Origin of the sequence: Oxalobacter formigenes (assembly GCF_002127965.1) — a bacterium.
GTDB lineage: Bacteria > Pseudomonadota > Gammaproteobacteria > Burkholderiales > Burkholderiaceae_D > Oxalobacter > Oxalobacter formigenes.
The window spans coordinates 1,086,779-1,102,613 of record NZ_CP018787.1 but is presented as its reverse complement, the minus strand read 5'-3'; the positions used below and the strand labels follow the sequence as shown (position 1 = coordinate 1,102,613).

The window sequence follows — 15,835 nt, the reverse complement described above, 5'->3', positions numbered from 1 at the left end:
CCAAGTCGTTTACCTCCTGAGGTATCATGTCATGAACGGACTCAGGACGCTTTTTACCATCCGAATGACTTATTTCACACTGTTTCTCGTCTTCACCAAAATCGGCATGTTCACCATTGGCGGAGGTCAGGCGATGATCCCCTTGATCGAACGCGACATCGTCGGCCGTGGCTGGCTGAAGCAGGAAGAATTCATCGACCTGCTGGCAGTCACCAATTCCCTTCCCGGTGTTTTTGCCGTCAATATCGCCATTTTCGTCGGTTACAGGATCAAAAAAACATGGGGCAGTATCTGGTGCGCACTCGGGACCATTTTGCCCGCTTTTTTTATCATGCTTGTCATCGCCCTTTTCTTTAAGCAATTTCAGGAAAACGTCTGGGTCATCAAGGTTTTCAATGGCATCCGTCCTGCTGTTGTCGCGCTCATTCTGGTGCCCTGCATTACGGCAGCCAAAGCCATGCGCCTGTCGCGTCTGGAACTCGTTTTTCCCTTGCTGGCTGCACTCCTGATCTGGTTATGCGGCGTATCCCCTATATGGATCGTTCTTGGCGGCATTGCCGGTGGCCTGCTCTACAGCCTCTGGTTGAAAGACAAATTGAAGAGGAGTGAGCCATGATTGTTTACTGGCAACTCTTCTATGCCTATACCAAAATCGGGATTTTCGGTTTCGGCGGTGGCTACGCCATGCTGTCCCTGATCCAGCATGAGGTCGTCGACAAATACCACTGGTTAAGCCTTGCCGAATTCACGGACGTGATCGCCATATCCCAGATGACGCCGGGGCCCATCGGCATCAACAGTGCCACTTACATCGGTTATACCGTTACAGGAAATGTCTGGGGAGCGATTCTGGCAACCGTTGCCGTTTCCCTGCCGTCGTTTTTGATGGTACTGGCAATATCGGTGTTCTTTGCAAAATTCCGGGAAAATCGTTACGTCTCTGCCGCTTTCACCGGTCTGCGTCCCGTCACCATCGGCCTGATCGCTGCCGCTGCGCTGGTACTGATGAACGGAGACAATTTCATCGATTACAAGAGTGTACTGATTTTCTTCGCCGCTTTCGTGCTCAGCTGGAAATTCAATGTCCATCCTATCCTGATGATCTGTCTGGCCGGGATTGCGGGTGTGATCCTGTATTGAACCTGAACGCAGGAAAACCGGGATTCACCATTTCTTCAGGGCGGATTCATCCGAATCTTTCGCCTTGACCCAGCGCACACCCCCTTTGGCTGTCTGCTCTTTTTTCCAGAAAGGCGCCTGTGTCTTCAAGGCATCGATCATATATTCGCATGCCCTGAACGCTTCACCACGATGGCGGGATGCAACGGCAACCAGAACGATCTGGTCTGCCGGTTTCAACACACCGACCCGGTGAATTATGATCGAATCCAGAATGTCCCAGCGCTGCCGTGCACGGCTTTCGATTTCCTCCAGCGCCGCCTCGGTCATCCCCGGATAATGTTCCAGTTCCATCGACAGGATACCATCGTCATCATTCACGTCTCGCACGGTTCCGACAAAGGAAACGACTGCGCCGATATCCCGATGATCGGAGCGCAGCCGGTCCAGTTCAGCCGATAAATCAAAGTCTTCAGTCTGGATGCGTATAGACATAATCAAACAGGTTCGGAAAAAGGACTTCCTTTTTAAACGATTTTTCCCGTTCGCTCAAGCCATTTTCTATCTTCCATGACCCCGATCATTGTTTCCCCTGTCCGAACCTGAGGATTTGCTTTCGTGACTCGGCGATGGTCTGGAAGGAGCTGACGCAGCATGATTTCCTCCTCCACCCGATGGACGACCCGATGCCGCATGACTCGGGGCGGGCCTGTTCGCTGCCGGTGGAGATGATGGCCGGCTGTTCGCAGATGGAGACGAAGGCGGCCGTGTATTGACGGCAGGTCGGCTAGCCGAAGGCCCCGGGCGATTGGCCGGTCTTGCATTTTCAGATGGCCTGCTGACCGATGGAGCCGGTGCAGGACGATTCATCGCGGGACGGTTGGCTGTGTGTGTCGGAGCAGCCTGATTGCCAGAGGGCCTGTTCGTGTCCGGACGCTGTGACGGCCGGTTATTTACCGGGCTGTTTGCTGAAAGACCCTGAACCGGACGACTTTCCGTTGGTTTGTTAACCGGGTTTGTCACCGGTCTGTTACTTCCCGCATGATCAGGCTGCTGAGTGGTAACAGGACGGTTGTTTCCCGGCCTGTTGACAGGCGGGATTTGCATCGGCCGATTGCTGCCCGGTCTGACAAAAGGCTGGTCCTGTGCTGGCCGCTTATTCACGGAATTGCCGATATTCTGCTTATCTCCCGGACGGTTATTCAGTCCTCTGTCAGAGGTACCATTCATTTCAGGTCGCACAGGCGATTTGTTGACAGAGCCCCCCTGTCCCTGCGGAATGACGACAGGACGGGTACCTGACATCCCGGGGCCTGCAGGATTGCCATGTCCACTGGAAGGACGGTTATGATTGGCCGAAGTGTTGTCTTTTCTTGGAATATCGGTCGGCTTTCCTTTTGAAGGACCCGGACGGCTTCCATTATGCTTATTGTCCGTAAAGCCCATCCGGGAAGAACCGGGCCGTTTATCTTTATCGAAAGAAAGCCGATCATTTTTTCCCGGCATATGCTTGCTTCCGGGTTTGCCTTGAGACCTGTCTCCCGGTGTCCCGTGCGGTTTCTGGTCAGGTTTTCCATGCTGCCCGGGCTTTGGTGTATTCGGACCCGGTTTGTAGGTCTTGTCACGATAGGAAACATCATGCCGGTGATCGGGCCGGTGATTCCATTCCCGTCTCGGCATCGGTTTCCTGTGTGGCCCGGGCCTGCGGGAATGCCGGTCAACAATGTAGACACGATGATAATGCCAGTCGTAAACGGGACGATAGGAGGTATAGGAAAACCACAGACCCACTCCGCTCCACATAAACCCGGTACTGTAACCTGTCGCATAACCGGCATAAGGCCAGGGGTTCCAGTAGACCGGGGTATAGGCAGGCCACCACCATGTGCCGTAAACAACAGTCGGATTATAGTAAGGGACATAAACGATTTGCGTCGTGGCCGGTTCGATCACGATTGTCTGGTTGGCCGCCTGCCCTGTCGTCTGGACCTTGACCTGTTCGTTCGTTTTGAGATTTCCCTGTTCCTTCGCTTTTTGTCTCAGAAACTGGACGCGGTTCATAAGCTGTTGCTGTTGCGAAAGAAAAGCGTTTCCAAGTCCAGCCGTCCAGTCGGGATATTCTGCCATCGGAACCAGAATTTCAGGAAAAGCCGCAAGGGATTTGATGCTGTCGTCCCAATTGGTCTGACTGGCCGCTTCAACCGCTTCCTTGCCTCTCAGATTCGGATTGGCCTTCAGCCAGTTCCCCGCCTCGATCGCTTCAGAAGGATAGGTGGATGCAATCAGGGTCTGGGTCAGCAAAACATCAGGATAAAGGGCAATCGGCGCCAGCATCTGGTCCAGTTCGGCATCCGAAAACATGGGCGCCTGCGCAGCAGCAGCCGATCTGGGAATGGCATTGGGCGAAGCGTCCTGCGCATTCGCGCCAAGCGTTACAAAACAACCCAGTACGCACATGCCCAGGAGGCAAAACGTCTTTTTGAAAGGAATACTGCCACCACTCGTTTTCATGATCGTCTCCGCATAAAAATTTGCTTTTATGCAATTGTCTTCAGATGATTCATTATTGCCCAAATCAAAAGTTAATAAACATAATTCATAACTTATTACATTTATTACACGATCCAATATTGCCTGTAATACAACAAAATTACCGGTATTAACGCCCGATTCACAGGAAAACCTGGCTGGAAGAAATGAAAAAGGCCTGTATTCAATATGAATACAGGCCTCTTGAAACTTCAGAAATTGTAACAATCAGACGATCCGCATCGAGAAATCCGTCGCCTTCACATGCTTGGTCAGCTCTCCAACCGAAATCCTGTCTACCCCTGTTTCGGCAATGGCACGAACGGTATCCCGGTCTATTCCCCCCGATGCCTCAAGGACTGCTCCCGTTTTCGACTCTTTCGTTATGCGGACGGCTTCACGCATGTTCTCCAGACTGAAATTGTCCAGCATGACCGATTTCGCACCGGCTTTTAACGCTTCTTTCAACTGGTCAATCGTTTCGACTTCGATCTGGACGGGAATACCGGACTGTCTGAAAGCCGCTTCAAGAGCTTCGCGAATGCCTCCGGCCGCTGCAATATGGTTTTCCTTGATGAGAATCGCATCGTACAAGGCCATCCGCTGGTTTTCCCCGCCACCAATGGAAACGGCATATTTTTGTGCCACACGAAGTCCCGGCAGCGTCTTTCGGGTATCGTAAATCCGGGCAGACGTCCCTGCAACCAGTTCGACGTATTCCCTTGTCGCTGTCGCCACTGCGGAGAGCATTTGAAGGAAATTCAGTGCGGTTCTTTCACCCGTCAAAAGGGAACGGACAGAACCTGTCACGCGACAGACTTCACTTCCTGCCCTCATCAAATCACCTTCGCGGTAAGACCACTCGATTTCAGTGCGGGAATCCAGCGCCTTCATGACACCTTCAAACCAGCGGATTCCGCACAAAACGGCATTTTCCCGCACGATCACACGGGCGGAAACGACTTCATTTTCCGGCAGCAACGAAGCTGTCAAGTCGCCGGAGCCGATATCCTCGACCAGAGCAGCTTCAACATTGGTTGCGATCGTCGCTTCAAGAATGTCATCATATCCGGACATATTTTGACGGTTCATGCCGCCCCCATGCCGGAAGTCAATGTCGCTTCCTTGTCCTTTGCCCTGTTTTTCTGTTCGGCCGCAAAATCGAGCATTCTCTGAATGCAGACAATCGCCTTTTCTCCGATTTCAGGATCGACTGAAATCACGTTTTGCTCTTTTTCCAGCACGTCTGCCAGATTCGAGAGTGAATTCATCGCCATCCACGGGCATTGCGCACAGCTCTTGCAGCTTGCACTGTTACCCGCCGTCGGCGCTTCAATCAGTGTCTTGCCGGGAACAGCCTGTTGCATCTTGTGAAAAATACCCTTGTCGGTCGCCACAATGAATGTCTGTGCATCCATGGTTTTGGCGGCATTGATGATCTGGGAGGTCGAACCGACGACATCGGCCAGTGCAACGACGGATGCTGGCGATTCGGGATGAACCAGCACTTTGGCATCCGGCATCTGTTTTTTCAGGTAAGCCAGTTCGGCCGCCTTGAATTCGTCATGAACAAGGCACGACCCCTGCCAGAGCAACATATCGGCTCCGGTCTGTTCCTGAATATAGGTGCCCAGATGACGGTCGGGTCCCCACAAAATTTTCTTGCCTTCCGCATGAAGTTTTTTGACAATGTCCAGACCGATGGAAGACGTCGCCATCCAGTCGGCACGCGCTTTGACATCGGCGCTGGTATTGGCATAAACGACCACCGTCCTGTCCGGATGGGCATCACAGAAAGCGGTGAATTCCCCGATAGGACACCCCAGATCGAGCGAGCAGCAGGCATCCAGATCGGGCATCAGGATTTTTTTGTCCGGTGACAGGATTTTTGCCGTTTCACCCATAAAACGTACACCGGCTACAACCAGCGTTTTTGCCGGATTGTCCCGTCCGAATCGCGCCATTTCCAGCGAATCGGCAACACACCCGCCGGTTTCCTCAGCGAGATCCTGAATGTCGCCATCGACGTAATAATGCGCGACCAGTACAGCGTTCTTCTCCTTCAGGAGCCGCTTGATCTTCTCTTTCAGTTCCTGTTTTTCTTTCCGGGACAATTCGGCGGGCACACGCGCCCATGCGTTGGCAACGCAAACCGCCCCGCTTTGCATTTCAGGCAAATCGTATTCCACTTCCTTGATGTCAGAATCTTGCATTTTATCGGTCGAAAAAAATTAAAAGCACATTCATTAACTATCGCACAAACCGGAAAAATTGTCAGGAAAACCGTTTCATCCGTCTTATTCGATACCCTGACTGTTCAGGTATTCCTCGTAATTCCCCTTGAAGTCGATAATTTCGCCGTCCCTGATTTCAATGATACGTGTAGCCAGAGAAGAAACGAATTCCCGGTCATGCGAAACGAAAATCAGGGTACCGGTATATTTTTCCAGCGCAATATTCAACGCTTCGATGGATTCCATATCCATATGGTTGGTCGGTTCATCCATCAGCATGACGTTGTGGCGTCCGAGCATCAGCTTGCCGTACATCATCCGGCCTTTTTCACCGCCGGACAGCACCTTGGCCTGTTTTCTGACTTCATCGCCCGAGAAAAGGAGGCGTCCCAGAATGGAACGGACAGCCTGATCGTCGTCACCTTCCTGCGTAAAACGGGTCATCCAGTCCGTCAGGTTCTGCTCGTTTTCGAATTCCTCGTTTGAATCCTGCGCCATGTAACCGATATCGGCATGTTCAGCCCATTTGACCGTTCCGGAATCCGGCTTCATATTGCAGACCTCTCCACCGAGGCAACGCAAGAGCGTCGTTTTACCGGCACCGTTGGCACCGATGATAGCGACCTTTTCGCCCGCCTCGATCATGATACTGAAATCCCTGAAAATCGGCTTGTCATACGACTTGGACAATTTTTCCGCTTCAACAGCAAGCCGATGCAATTTTTTGCTGGCCTCGAACCGGATAAATGGGTGGACACGGCTGGACGGCTTGACGTCTTCCACCTTGATCTTCTCAATCTGGCGGGCACGGGAAGTCGCCTGTTTGGCTTTCGATTTGTTGGCAGAAAACCGGCGGACAAATTCCTGCAACTCGGCAACCCGTTCCTTCGCCTTGGCGTTCGCCGCCTGTTGCTGCGCCTTGGCCTGAGCGGACGCCAGCATGTAATCATCATAGGTTCCAGGATAGATCTTCAGCGTCCCATAGTCCATATCGGCAATATGGGTACATACCTGATTCAGAAAATGACGATCATGCGAAATGATGATCATGGTGGAATTGCGTTCGTTCAACACATTTTCCAGCCAGCGAATCGTATTGATGTCGAGGTTATTGGTCGGTTCGTCCAGCAGCAAAATATCCGGATCGGAAAACAGGGCCTGTGCGAGCAAGACCCGCAACTTCCAGCCCGGTGCAACGGCACTCATCAGGCCTTCATGCAATTCCAGAGCGATACCGACGCCGAGGAGCAATTCGCCTGCCCTTGCTTCCGCCGTATAGCCGTCGTATTCGGCAAATCTGGCTTCGAGCTCGGCCGCCTTCATGTAATCTTCATCGGTCGCATCGGGATTGGCATAAATGGCATCGCGTTCCGACATGGTTTCCCACATCTCCTTGTGCCCCATCATGACGACATCGAGAACGCGCATATCCTCATACGCGAACTGATCCTGATTCAGTTTGCCAAGGCGTTCATTCTGGTCGAGTGTGACAGTCCCGGAAGTAGCTTCCCGGTCACCGCCCAGAATTTTGACGAACGTCGACTTGCCGGAACCGTTGGCCCCGATCAGGCCGTAACGGTTTCCTTCACCGAATTTGACGGAAATATTTTCGAACAGGGGCTTGGGGCCGAACTGTACGGTAATATTGGCGGTTGAAAGCACGGTAACCTCTTAAACAGTTTCAGTAAAACTGCCTATTTTACCTTACCGTTGGATAATCCCCAATATCGAGTTGAATCTTGCCTGCCTTGGACATCAAATGCGCTCTGCCCCCGACAGGCAAAGTGACTTTGTCTTTCGTATGCCCGAAAGGCAAACCGGTCACAACGGGTATCGACAGACGCGAACGGAGCCAGGAAAGCATGGCGTTGAAATCGTAGCCATTATCGTAGTCGGAAAGTTTGAATTCGGAAAAATGTCCCAACACGAGAGCTTTCTGTTTCTTGAGGATACCTGATTCATCCAGCTGGAGCAGCATACGCTCGACGCGATAGGGATGTTCGTGAATGTCTTCCACAAACAGAATGCCACCGGAAATGTCCGGCATCCAGGGAGTCCCGGCCATATGAGCCAGCATTGTCAGGTTGCCGCCCCACAGCGTTCCCTCGACATCGACATCGGGATTGTCTTTGGAAACCCACTTGACCGATGTTTCCGGCGATGTCATGGTTTCATCGAAATGATTCAAGGTAAAAGCGCTCAGATCACCTCGCGTAAAATCGCTTTGAATCATCGGGCCGGAAAAACTGACGGCTCCATGCTTTAACAATGCCATTTCGAAAACCGTGAAATCGCTGTGACCGACAAAGAGTTTTCCGCTTTTGGCCAGTTTGGCAAAATCAAGATCGTGCAAAAGCCGCGTCGTCCCGTAGCCACCCCGCAATGCAATCACAATCTTCACATCCGGATTCGTTGCCGCTTCCATAATCTGACGGCTTCGCTCTTCATCATTTGCCGCAAAACGTTCATGACGTTTTTGGGGATCAACATAATTGAAAACCTCATATCCCCTGGACTTCAGCACACCGATTGCCCGCTGAAGGTCCGAATCCGGAACATAACCGCCGGGTGCGATGATCGCAATACCTGTTTTCTCTGTATTCATCACTCTTTTTTGTTTTTCACGAGGTGACTGGCGCTTCTTTTCTTTTTGCAATGGAACATTGAAACGATCTGTATCGACCGAACCGGCTTCACTCATTTCATTTGCCACAGCGACTTCTTCTGTTTCCTGCAAAGAAGAACCGGCAGCATATAACGGAAGCCATCCCAATAAAAACACTGAAACAATAAACTTTTTCATCTTTATCGTCCGGCTCCAGAATAAATCGGCCAGAGTGTTCAGTCATGTTTGCGCTTTTCCTCTATGCACCCTGTCGATTCAGCATTCTTCCGATCTTCTTTCGCTTGTTTTCGTCGTCCGGCAAAAAATGTTTTCAACAGCACGGAAGATTCATTTTCCAAAACACCACCTGTGACAGTGGTATGGTGATTGAGTTCATTTTGGGCGAAAAGATCGATAATGCTTCCGCATGCACCTGTTCTGGGTTCTTTTGCACCGAAAATTACTCTCTTTAACCGCGCATGGATCATGGCTCCGACACACATCGAACAGGGTTCCAGCGTGACATACAACTCACAATCGGGCAAGCGGTAATTCCCGCAAAATCTGGCAGCATTTCTCAAAGCCACGATTTCCGCATGGGCAGTAGGATCGTGAGCCGTGATAGGCTGGTTGAAACCACGTGCAATAATCTGTCCGTCCAGCACAACAACGGCCCCGACAGGGACTTCACCAGCCTCCTCCGCCAGTGCAGCCTGCGCGAGCGCTTCCCTCATGAAAATTTCATCTGACATCGACTGAATCGGCCGTCACTTCGGCCCAGCAATTCGGGGTTTCATAAATCCGGATGCTTTTCAAAACGAGTTTGTTGCCGTAAAACCCTTCATAGACATCTTTTAAGGTATCGAAAGCGATCTGTGCCAGATTTTCAGCTGTCGGAACCCGATCGAGAACAACGGTTTTGTGGTTCGGAAGGCTATCCAGAAACTGGCGAACAGGCATATCGTTTTCGTAAACGAGAAAAGCATGGTCCCAATGCGAAACCAGATGGGTTTCGGCCAGTCTTTTCACTTCCGAGAAATCGAGAATCATGCCGTTGCTGGAATCGCCATCCTTTTTATGCGGATCGCCCTCGAGCGTTATATGCAATACGTAACGGTGCCCGTGCAGATTACGGCACTGGCTGTGATGATCGGGAATCCGGTGTCCGGCATCGAACTCGAGTTTTCTGGTAATGGTCAACATGAAAAATCAGGGTATCTGTAAATATTTATGCGTTTGCAAACTCAATTTCCATTTCGGATTTTGCAAACAGGTATCAATCGCTATTTTAACGTTTTGTAGCCGATTTTCTCCATCCATTGGCTGAACGTAAAAATGGGTGAAAGCCAGACTTTCGTAATCGGCCAGAATCTGGCCGGGCTGGGGAACGACGACTTTCAGTTCATCCCCACCTGCAACGGCCAGATCCGCCCCCGCTTTAGGGCTGACACAGACCCAGTCGATTCCATCCGGAACGGCAAGCGTCCCGTTCGTTTCGATGGCAATTTCAAACCCTTTGCCATGCATGGCATCGATCAATGCCGCATCCAGTTGCAATAAAGGCTCACCACCTGTAAACACGACATAACGGTTTTCCATAAAACCGGCTGGCCAGAGCGATTCAATGAAAGAAGACAGATCTTCTGCCTGCGCAAACTTCCCGCCATTCACCCCGTCAGTGCCGACAAAGTCCGTATCGCAGAAACGGCAGACAGAACGGGAACGGTCGGCCTCGCGACCTGACCATAGATTGCAACCGGAAAAACGGCAGAAAACGGCAGGGCGCCCGCTGCGAGCACCCTCCCCCTGTAAAGTGTAAAAAATTTCCTTAACGCTATAGGTCAAAACAATATCCTGGCAATCATCCATTCAAAGGATAATCCGGTATTCTCTCACCTATTGGATTTTTAGTCATCGTTTTGGCAACATGGCCCATCATCGTTCCCGGTGCATTTCCATCAGGATTTCTTGACGCAGCCAGAAGTTCCTCGAATTCTTCATCATTTACCGGACCTGAAATGTAATAACCCTGACCATAATCGCAATTGAACGAAGCGAGCATGCGCAACTGTGCAAGCGTTTCGACACCTTCGGCAATGACAGCGATATCCAGTTTATGGGCCATCACGGTCATCGCTTCGCACAAGACGCGATCCTCTTCACTTGTCGTCAGATTCTTGACGAACATCTGATCGATTTTGACATAATCGATATCAAGTTTCTTCAGGTAGGCCAGAGAAGAATAGCCTGTTCCGAAATCGTCCAGTGCCACTTCGATACCGGCATCGCTCAAGGCAAGAAGCTGATTGCTGGTATGTTCGTCGATATCCAGCAAAAGGCCTTCCGTTATCTCGATGACAATCGCTTCCGGTGGAAGATTCAGACTCTTCAAATGGGCAAACCAGACATTCGTATCGATCCCTTCATTCTTGAACTGAACCGGAGAAATATTCACGCTGACCTGAAAATCCGGGACATATTTTCTCCACCTCGACGCCGCCTTGGCCGCTTCAAGAAATACCCAGTCACCGAAAGCCTGAATCAGGCCGGTATCCTCTGCCAGTGGAACAAACGATGCCGGATTGATAAGGCCGTGAACCGGATGATGCCATCGGATCAGGGCCTCGGCACGGCAGATATCCCCGGTTTTCAAATCGATGATCGGTTGAAAGACCGTTTCGAACTGGTTGTTTTCAAGAGCAACGTGCAGATCGTTGATCATGTGCATTCTTTTCTGAACGGCTTCCTGCATCGAAGGCGTAAAGTAGTGATACTGGTTTCCGCCCAGACTTTTTGCTGCATACATGGCCTGATCGGCGTTTTTCATCAAATCGTGCGTGTCTTTGGCATCCTGTGGAAAAAACGTAATGCCGATACTGGCTGAAATATGAACGGACTGCCCTTCGAGGGTAAACGGTTCGGACAATTCATCCAGAATGCATTGTGCGACGCGTTCCACATCCTTGAAATCATCGATATCGGAAACAATCACCGTAAATTCATCGCCACCGAGTCTGGCAACCGTATCGGTTTCACGAACGCAAACCCGGAGTCTGTCACTGGCTTCTTTCAACAGACAATCGCCTACACCATGACCCATCGTATCGTTGACATCCTTGAAATGATCCAGATCGAGGAACATCAAGGCGACGGATGCATCGCTTCTCTGTGCCTTTCTGGTTTCGAAAAACAGCTTTTCAGTAAACATTCTCCTGTTAGGCAATCCGGAAATCTGGTCATAATTGGCATGACGCCAGACCATTTCCTCTGCCTTTTTCTTTTCCGAAATATCCCGAATGATAAATTGAACGAAGAGGCGTCCATCCGTTTCGATCACTCTCGAACTGATTTCAACAGGAAAAATACTGCCATTGGTATGCTTGCCATACGCCTCGAAAATCAGCCCTTTTTCAAGTTTCAGCTCCATCCATTTTTCTTCAAAAACAGACGTGTCTTTCAAGTCGAAAACACAGCGGATATTCTGTCCGATCATTTCCGCTCTCGACTTGCCGAACATTTTTTCCGAACGATCATTCGCTTCGATCATCGTTCCGTTGCCATCCATCAGAATAATCACGTCATTGGCATATTTGCTCAAATAATCGTAATGCTGACGCAAGGCTTTTTGTTTCAGTTCCATTCTCAAACGCTCCGTTTTGTGCTGCATATGCCTGTGACGCATGTAAAACACCATGCCCAGTCCTGTCATGACAATCACCAGAAACGCAAGCAACAAAATGTACCAGGCAGTTTTCTGGATATGTCCGTAAGCTTCCCTTTCATCGATCTTGATCATCAAAGACCAGTCTGAATCGGGAATCTTCTCCACATACCCGATGACCAATTTGCCTCTGTCATCAGCCTCATGGAAAATACCTGACGGGGACTCACTCATTTTCTTCAGCCACTGGACCCGGCTGGTTTTGCTCAAATCCATTGGATAGATCACATCGTGATCACCTGAATTATTCAATATTGTGATTTCCTCACCATTGCGGCTAAACAAAAAAGCTTTAGCTGTTTTGTCAGTTTTTGGCCATGCCGTCACAATTGGCCCCAGAGCAATATCGGGATCGATATAGTAAGAACGGATTTCAGCGACCCGGCCTCTCGGACCGTTTTTCATTACCGGCGCAACCATATTCAATACGCGGTTACGGCTTCCATCTTCATTTTCAATAAACCGGACAGGCCCCATCCATATATGATTGTTCCTGATCGCTTGCAAAAATTCACGATTGTTTGAATAAGAAAAGGGAAATTCATATGCATTGTGTTTTCCGGCATCTGAATTTCCCTTGACCGATTCATTGAAACCGGCATCTTTGTTTTCAATGTTAAGTTTCTGAATGGAAACCGTATTCAGTTTTTTGTTGATGGTCAGATTTCCGTTATTTGCCAGATTGATCTGCTGATTTCTCCATGCATTGACATGTTTGACTTTGAATTTTGCTATTTCAGAAATATTTCTTTCCACCATCATGGCCTCTGTTTTCGCCATGTTCAGGAAAATCATGTAAGCGATGGCTGTTATTAAAAGAGAAACAACAAAAAGGGGAACTTTATGTTTTTTGATCAGATAAAGAGATAGCCGAATATTAAGTGCTATTTTTGATTTGCATTTTGACAGGAATTTCAGCAAGCTTATGCCCGCAAAGAATACAAGCATAAGAGAAGTGACAACAAAGATAAATTTATAATAAATCTTGAGTCGGTCTATTCTGTCTATCGAATCAAATATCAGCGAAATGATAAAGACAGAGGTCAGCATTCCAAAGCAGCTGATCATGAAATAAACCGAAGAATCCAGTATTTCCCTACCTTTCACCCTTGCCATCAAATCAGAAATAGTGTTCAGCATATTTTTCTTGTTTTCTGTAAGAAAGAAACAGATTTCTCTTGATTGAAAAACGTTGTGTCTTCAAGCTGCACAGAATCATTCGTAAACCGAAAATTTCGCGAAAGTCAATAACTGGAACCAATTGAATGATCACAATTCAAAAATAATAATTTTCGTCAAACATCCAATATTGATAAAGATCATATAAAAACGGTTTAGCCTGAAAACACAACCCCTGAACATTGAATTTACAACTTTTTTATTTGCAACAGTATCTCATTTTTGATTAATTATGTTTAAAATTGTTTTAATTCATTATATTATTAATCCCATATGAGAATAAAAAATTTTTCACTCTTCTAATTTCATAACTTTTATTAATAAAAAGATATCTTTATTTAGAACTTGTCGTTTTTTTATATTCAAATATTAAAATGGATAGAAAATTTTTATTATTTAAATTATTAACTTTTTAATAATTAATTCATTATAAAATAAACAATATTTTTTATAAGAATCAAGTTCAGCGATTTATAAAAATTCTTTTTTCAATTGATTAATAATGAAATCAGGCTGATGCCGGATATAAAAAACCCCCATAAAGGAGGCTTTTTTATATCTTCAAACCGGCTGAATCCTTTTTTTGAAAAAAGACATGAAGAAAACTGTTCAATACATTCGGAAAATATCTTTTATCCGATTTGCTGGATAAACCGGATTTCACACATTTTTAATGTACTTGCGGAACATTTATGATATGAACAAGAGTCATGACAAAGTAAAAAACTGCTATTTCCAGACTGGAAATAGCAGTTTTCAGTGAGTGCACTTGCAAACATCCCTGAACCTGTTTACATGGGATTTATCTTTATTCCCACTCAATCGTGGCAGGCGGTTTGCCGGAAATGTCGTAAACGACGCGGTTGATGCCTCTTACCTCGTTGATAATCCTGTTAGATACCCTTCCAAGCAGTTCATGCGGAAGATGTGCCCAATGAGCCGTCATGAAATCCTGCGTCTGGACCGCGCGCAAGGCAACGACGTATTCATAGGTACGGCCATCACCCATTACACCAACTGACTTGACCGGCAGAAAAACGGCAAACGCCTGACTGGTCGCATCGTACCAGCTGATAGCTTCTCCCCTGTCATTTACAGTATCGGAAGGCGTATTCCACAATTCCTCGATAAAGATCGCATCCGCTTCACGCAGGAGGTCGGCATACTGTTTTTTGACTTCGCCGAGGATACGAACGCCCAGCCCCGGTCCGGGGAAAGGATGGCGATAAACCATTTCACGAGGCAACCCCAAAGCCAGCCCCAATTCACGGACTTCATCCTTGAACAATTCCCGTAGCGGCTCCAGCAATTGCAGATTCAGGGTATCAGGCAAGCCACCGACGTTGTGATGGCTCTTGATCGTCTGGCCCTTCTTGCCCTTGCCTGCACTTTCGATCACGTCCGGATAAATCGTTCCCTGCGCCAGCCATTTGGCATTTTTGATCTTGCCCGCTTCTGTCTGGAAGACTTCGACAAATTCGCGGCCAATAATCTTTCTTTTTTCTTCCGGATCGGTCACACCGGCCAACTGGCCCATGAACTGTTCCGATGCATCGACGTGAATGACCTTGACGCCCAGATTTTTGGCGAACATGTCCATGACCATCTTGCCTTCATTCAGGCGCAGAAGGCCATGATCGACGAAAACGCAGGTCAGCTGGTCGCCGATGGCTCGATGGATCAGTGCAGCGGCAACACTGGAATCGACACCACCGGACAAACCGAGAATGACGTCGTCCTTGCCGACTTTCTTGCGGATCGCTTCAATCGCTTCCGAAACGTAATCCGGCATGTTCCAGTCCGCTTTTGCACCACAAATGTCGTGCACGAAACGGTTGATGATCGCCTTGCCCTGTACGGTATGGGTGACTTCAGGATGGAACTGCAAGGCATAGAATTTTCTGGATTCGTCCGCCATACCGGCAATCGGGCATGAATCGTTCGACAGCATGACCGTAAAGCCCGGTGGAATTTCAGTGACCTTGTCGCCATGGCTCATCCAGACTTTTAGCATATTGGCGCCGTCAGCCGTGACGAAATCCGCAATGCCTTCCAGCAATCTGGTGTGATTGCGGGCACGAACCTCGGCATATCCGAACTCGCGGACTTTGCCGTTTTCGACTTTGCCGCCAAGCTGGTCCGCCATCGCCTGCATGCCATAACAAATACCCAATACAGGAACGCCCAGTTCAAACACGATTTGCGGAACACGTGGCGTATCGTCATCCGTCACGCTATTCTGGCCGCCGGATAAAATAACGCCTTTTAAGGAACCATCCTTCGCATAATCACGAATGAAGTCAGATCCGACATCGTAAGGAACGACTTCTGAAAAAACACCGGCTTCCCGTACACGACGGGCAATCAATTGAGTAACCTGAGAACCGAAATCGATAATGAGTATTCTGGAATGCATGGGAAATATCTGTAAAAACGGATTCTGAAAAC

General features: G+C 48.8%; 13 protein-coding genes. 2 read left to right on the top strand and 11 right to left on the bottom strand.

Features of this window, described 5'->3' with window-relative positions; all coding sequences use genetic code 11:
- The first annotated feature begins 31 nt into the window (after nt 1-31).
- Nucleotides 32-616, top strand: coding sequence for a chromate transporter (locus tag BRW83_RS05190; RefSeq protein WP_005880955.1), 585 nt, complete (start codon nt 32-34; stop codon nt 614-616).
- A complete protein-coding gene (locus tag BRW83_RS05185; RefSeq protein WP_005880957.1) occupies nt 613-1,140 on the top strand; it encodes a chromate transporter in 528 nt (175 codons plus the stop codon). The genes BRW83_RS05190 and BRW83_RS05185 overlap by 4 nt, the downstream gene beginning before the upstream one ends.
- A gap of 24 nt (nt 1,141-1,164) precedes the next feature.
- Here BRW83_RS05185 and BRW83_RS05180 read toward each other — a convergent pair whose 3' ends face one another.
- From BRW83_RS05180 to guaA, 11 genes are all read right to left on the bottom strand, one after another.
- Nucleotides 1,165-1,614, bottom strand: coding sequence for a molybdenum cofactor biosynthesis protein MoaE (locus BRW83_RS05180; protein WP_005880959.1), 450 nt, complete (start codon nt 1,612-1,614; stop codon nt 1,165-1,167).
- A 66-nt stretch (nt 1,615-1,680) separates the two neighbouring features.
- A complete protein-coding gene (locus tag BRW83_RS05175; protein ID WP_145814987.1) occupies nt 1,681-3,630 on the bottom strand; it encodes a DUF3300 domain-containing protein in 1,950 nt (649 codons plus the stop codon).
- Between the two features lie 246 nt (nt 3,631-3,876).
- Nucleotides 3,877-4,740, bottom strand: a complete 864-nt coding sequence (gene nadC / locus BRW83_RS05170) for a carboxylating nicotinate-nucleotide diphosphorylase (protein ID WP_005880963.1) — start codon at nt 4,738-4,740, stop codon at nt 3,877-3,879.
- The gene (gene nadA, locus BRW83_RS05165) at nt 4,737-5,861 is read right to left on the bottom strand and encodes a quinolinate synthase NadA (RefSeq protein ID WP_005880965.1); all 1,125 of its coding nucleotides are present in this window, start codon (nt 5,859-5,861) and stop codon (nt 4,737-4,739) included. The genes nadC and nadA overlap by 4 nt, the downstream gene beginning before the upstream one ends.
- Before the next feature lie 84 nt (nt 5,862-5,945).
- Nucleotides 5,946-7,544, bottom strand: coding sequence for an ABC-F family ATPase (locus tag BRW83_RS05160; protein WP_005880967.1), 1,599 nt, complete (start codon nt 7,542-7,544; stop codon nt 5,946-5,948).
- 37 nt (nt 7,545-7,581) lie between these two features.
- Nucleotides 7,582-8,487 (bottom strand): muramoyltetrapeptide carboxypeptidase, encoded by a 906-nt coding sequence (gene ldcA, locus BRW83_RS05155; protein WP_036603863.1) that lies wholly within the window; start codon nt 8,485-8,487, stop codon nt 7,582-7,584.
- Between the two features lie 236 nt (nt 8,488-8,723).
- Nucleotides 8,724-9,239: a tRNA adenosine(34) deaminase TadA gene (gene tadA, locus BRW83_RS05150; protein ID WP_005880972.1), complete on the bottom strand. Its 516-nt coding sequence runs from the start codon at nt 9,237-9,239 to the stop codon at nt 8,724-8,726.
- The gene (gene queD / locus BRW83_RS05145) at nt 9,229-9,690 is read right to left on the bottom strand and encodes a 6-carboxytetrahydropterin synthase QueD (protein WP_005880974.1); all 462 of its coding nucleotides are present in this window, start codon (nt 9,688-9,690) and stop codon (nt 9,229-9,231) included. Before queD ends, tadA begins: the two co-directional genes overlap by 11 nt.
- Nucleotides 9,691-9,696: 6 nt before the next feature.
- Nucleotides 9,697-10,332: a 7-carboxy-7-deazaguanine synthase gene (gene queE, locus BRW83_RS05140; RefSeq protein WP_036603865.1), complete on the bottom strand. Its 636-nt coding sequence runs from the start codon at nt 10,330-10,332 to the stop codon at nt 9,697-9,699.
- Nucleotides 10,333-10,348: 16 nt separating this feature from the next.
- Nucleotides 10,349-12,988: a bifunctional diguanylate cyclase/phosphodiesterase gene (locus BRW83_RS05135; RefSeq protein ID WP_231284496.1), complete on the bottom strand. Its 2,640-nt coding sequence runs from the start codon at nt 12,986-12,988 to the stop codon at nt 10,349-10,351.
- Between the two features lie 1,207 nt (nt 12,989-14,195).
- Nucleotides 14,196-15,803 (bottom strand): glutamine-hydrolyzing GMP synthase, encoded by a 1,608-nt coding sequence (gene guaA / locus BRW83_RS05125; protein WP_005880983.1) that lies wholly within the window; start codon nt 15,801-15,803, stop codon nt 14,196-14,198.
- Nucleotides 15,804-15,835: the final 32 nt, after the last annotated feature.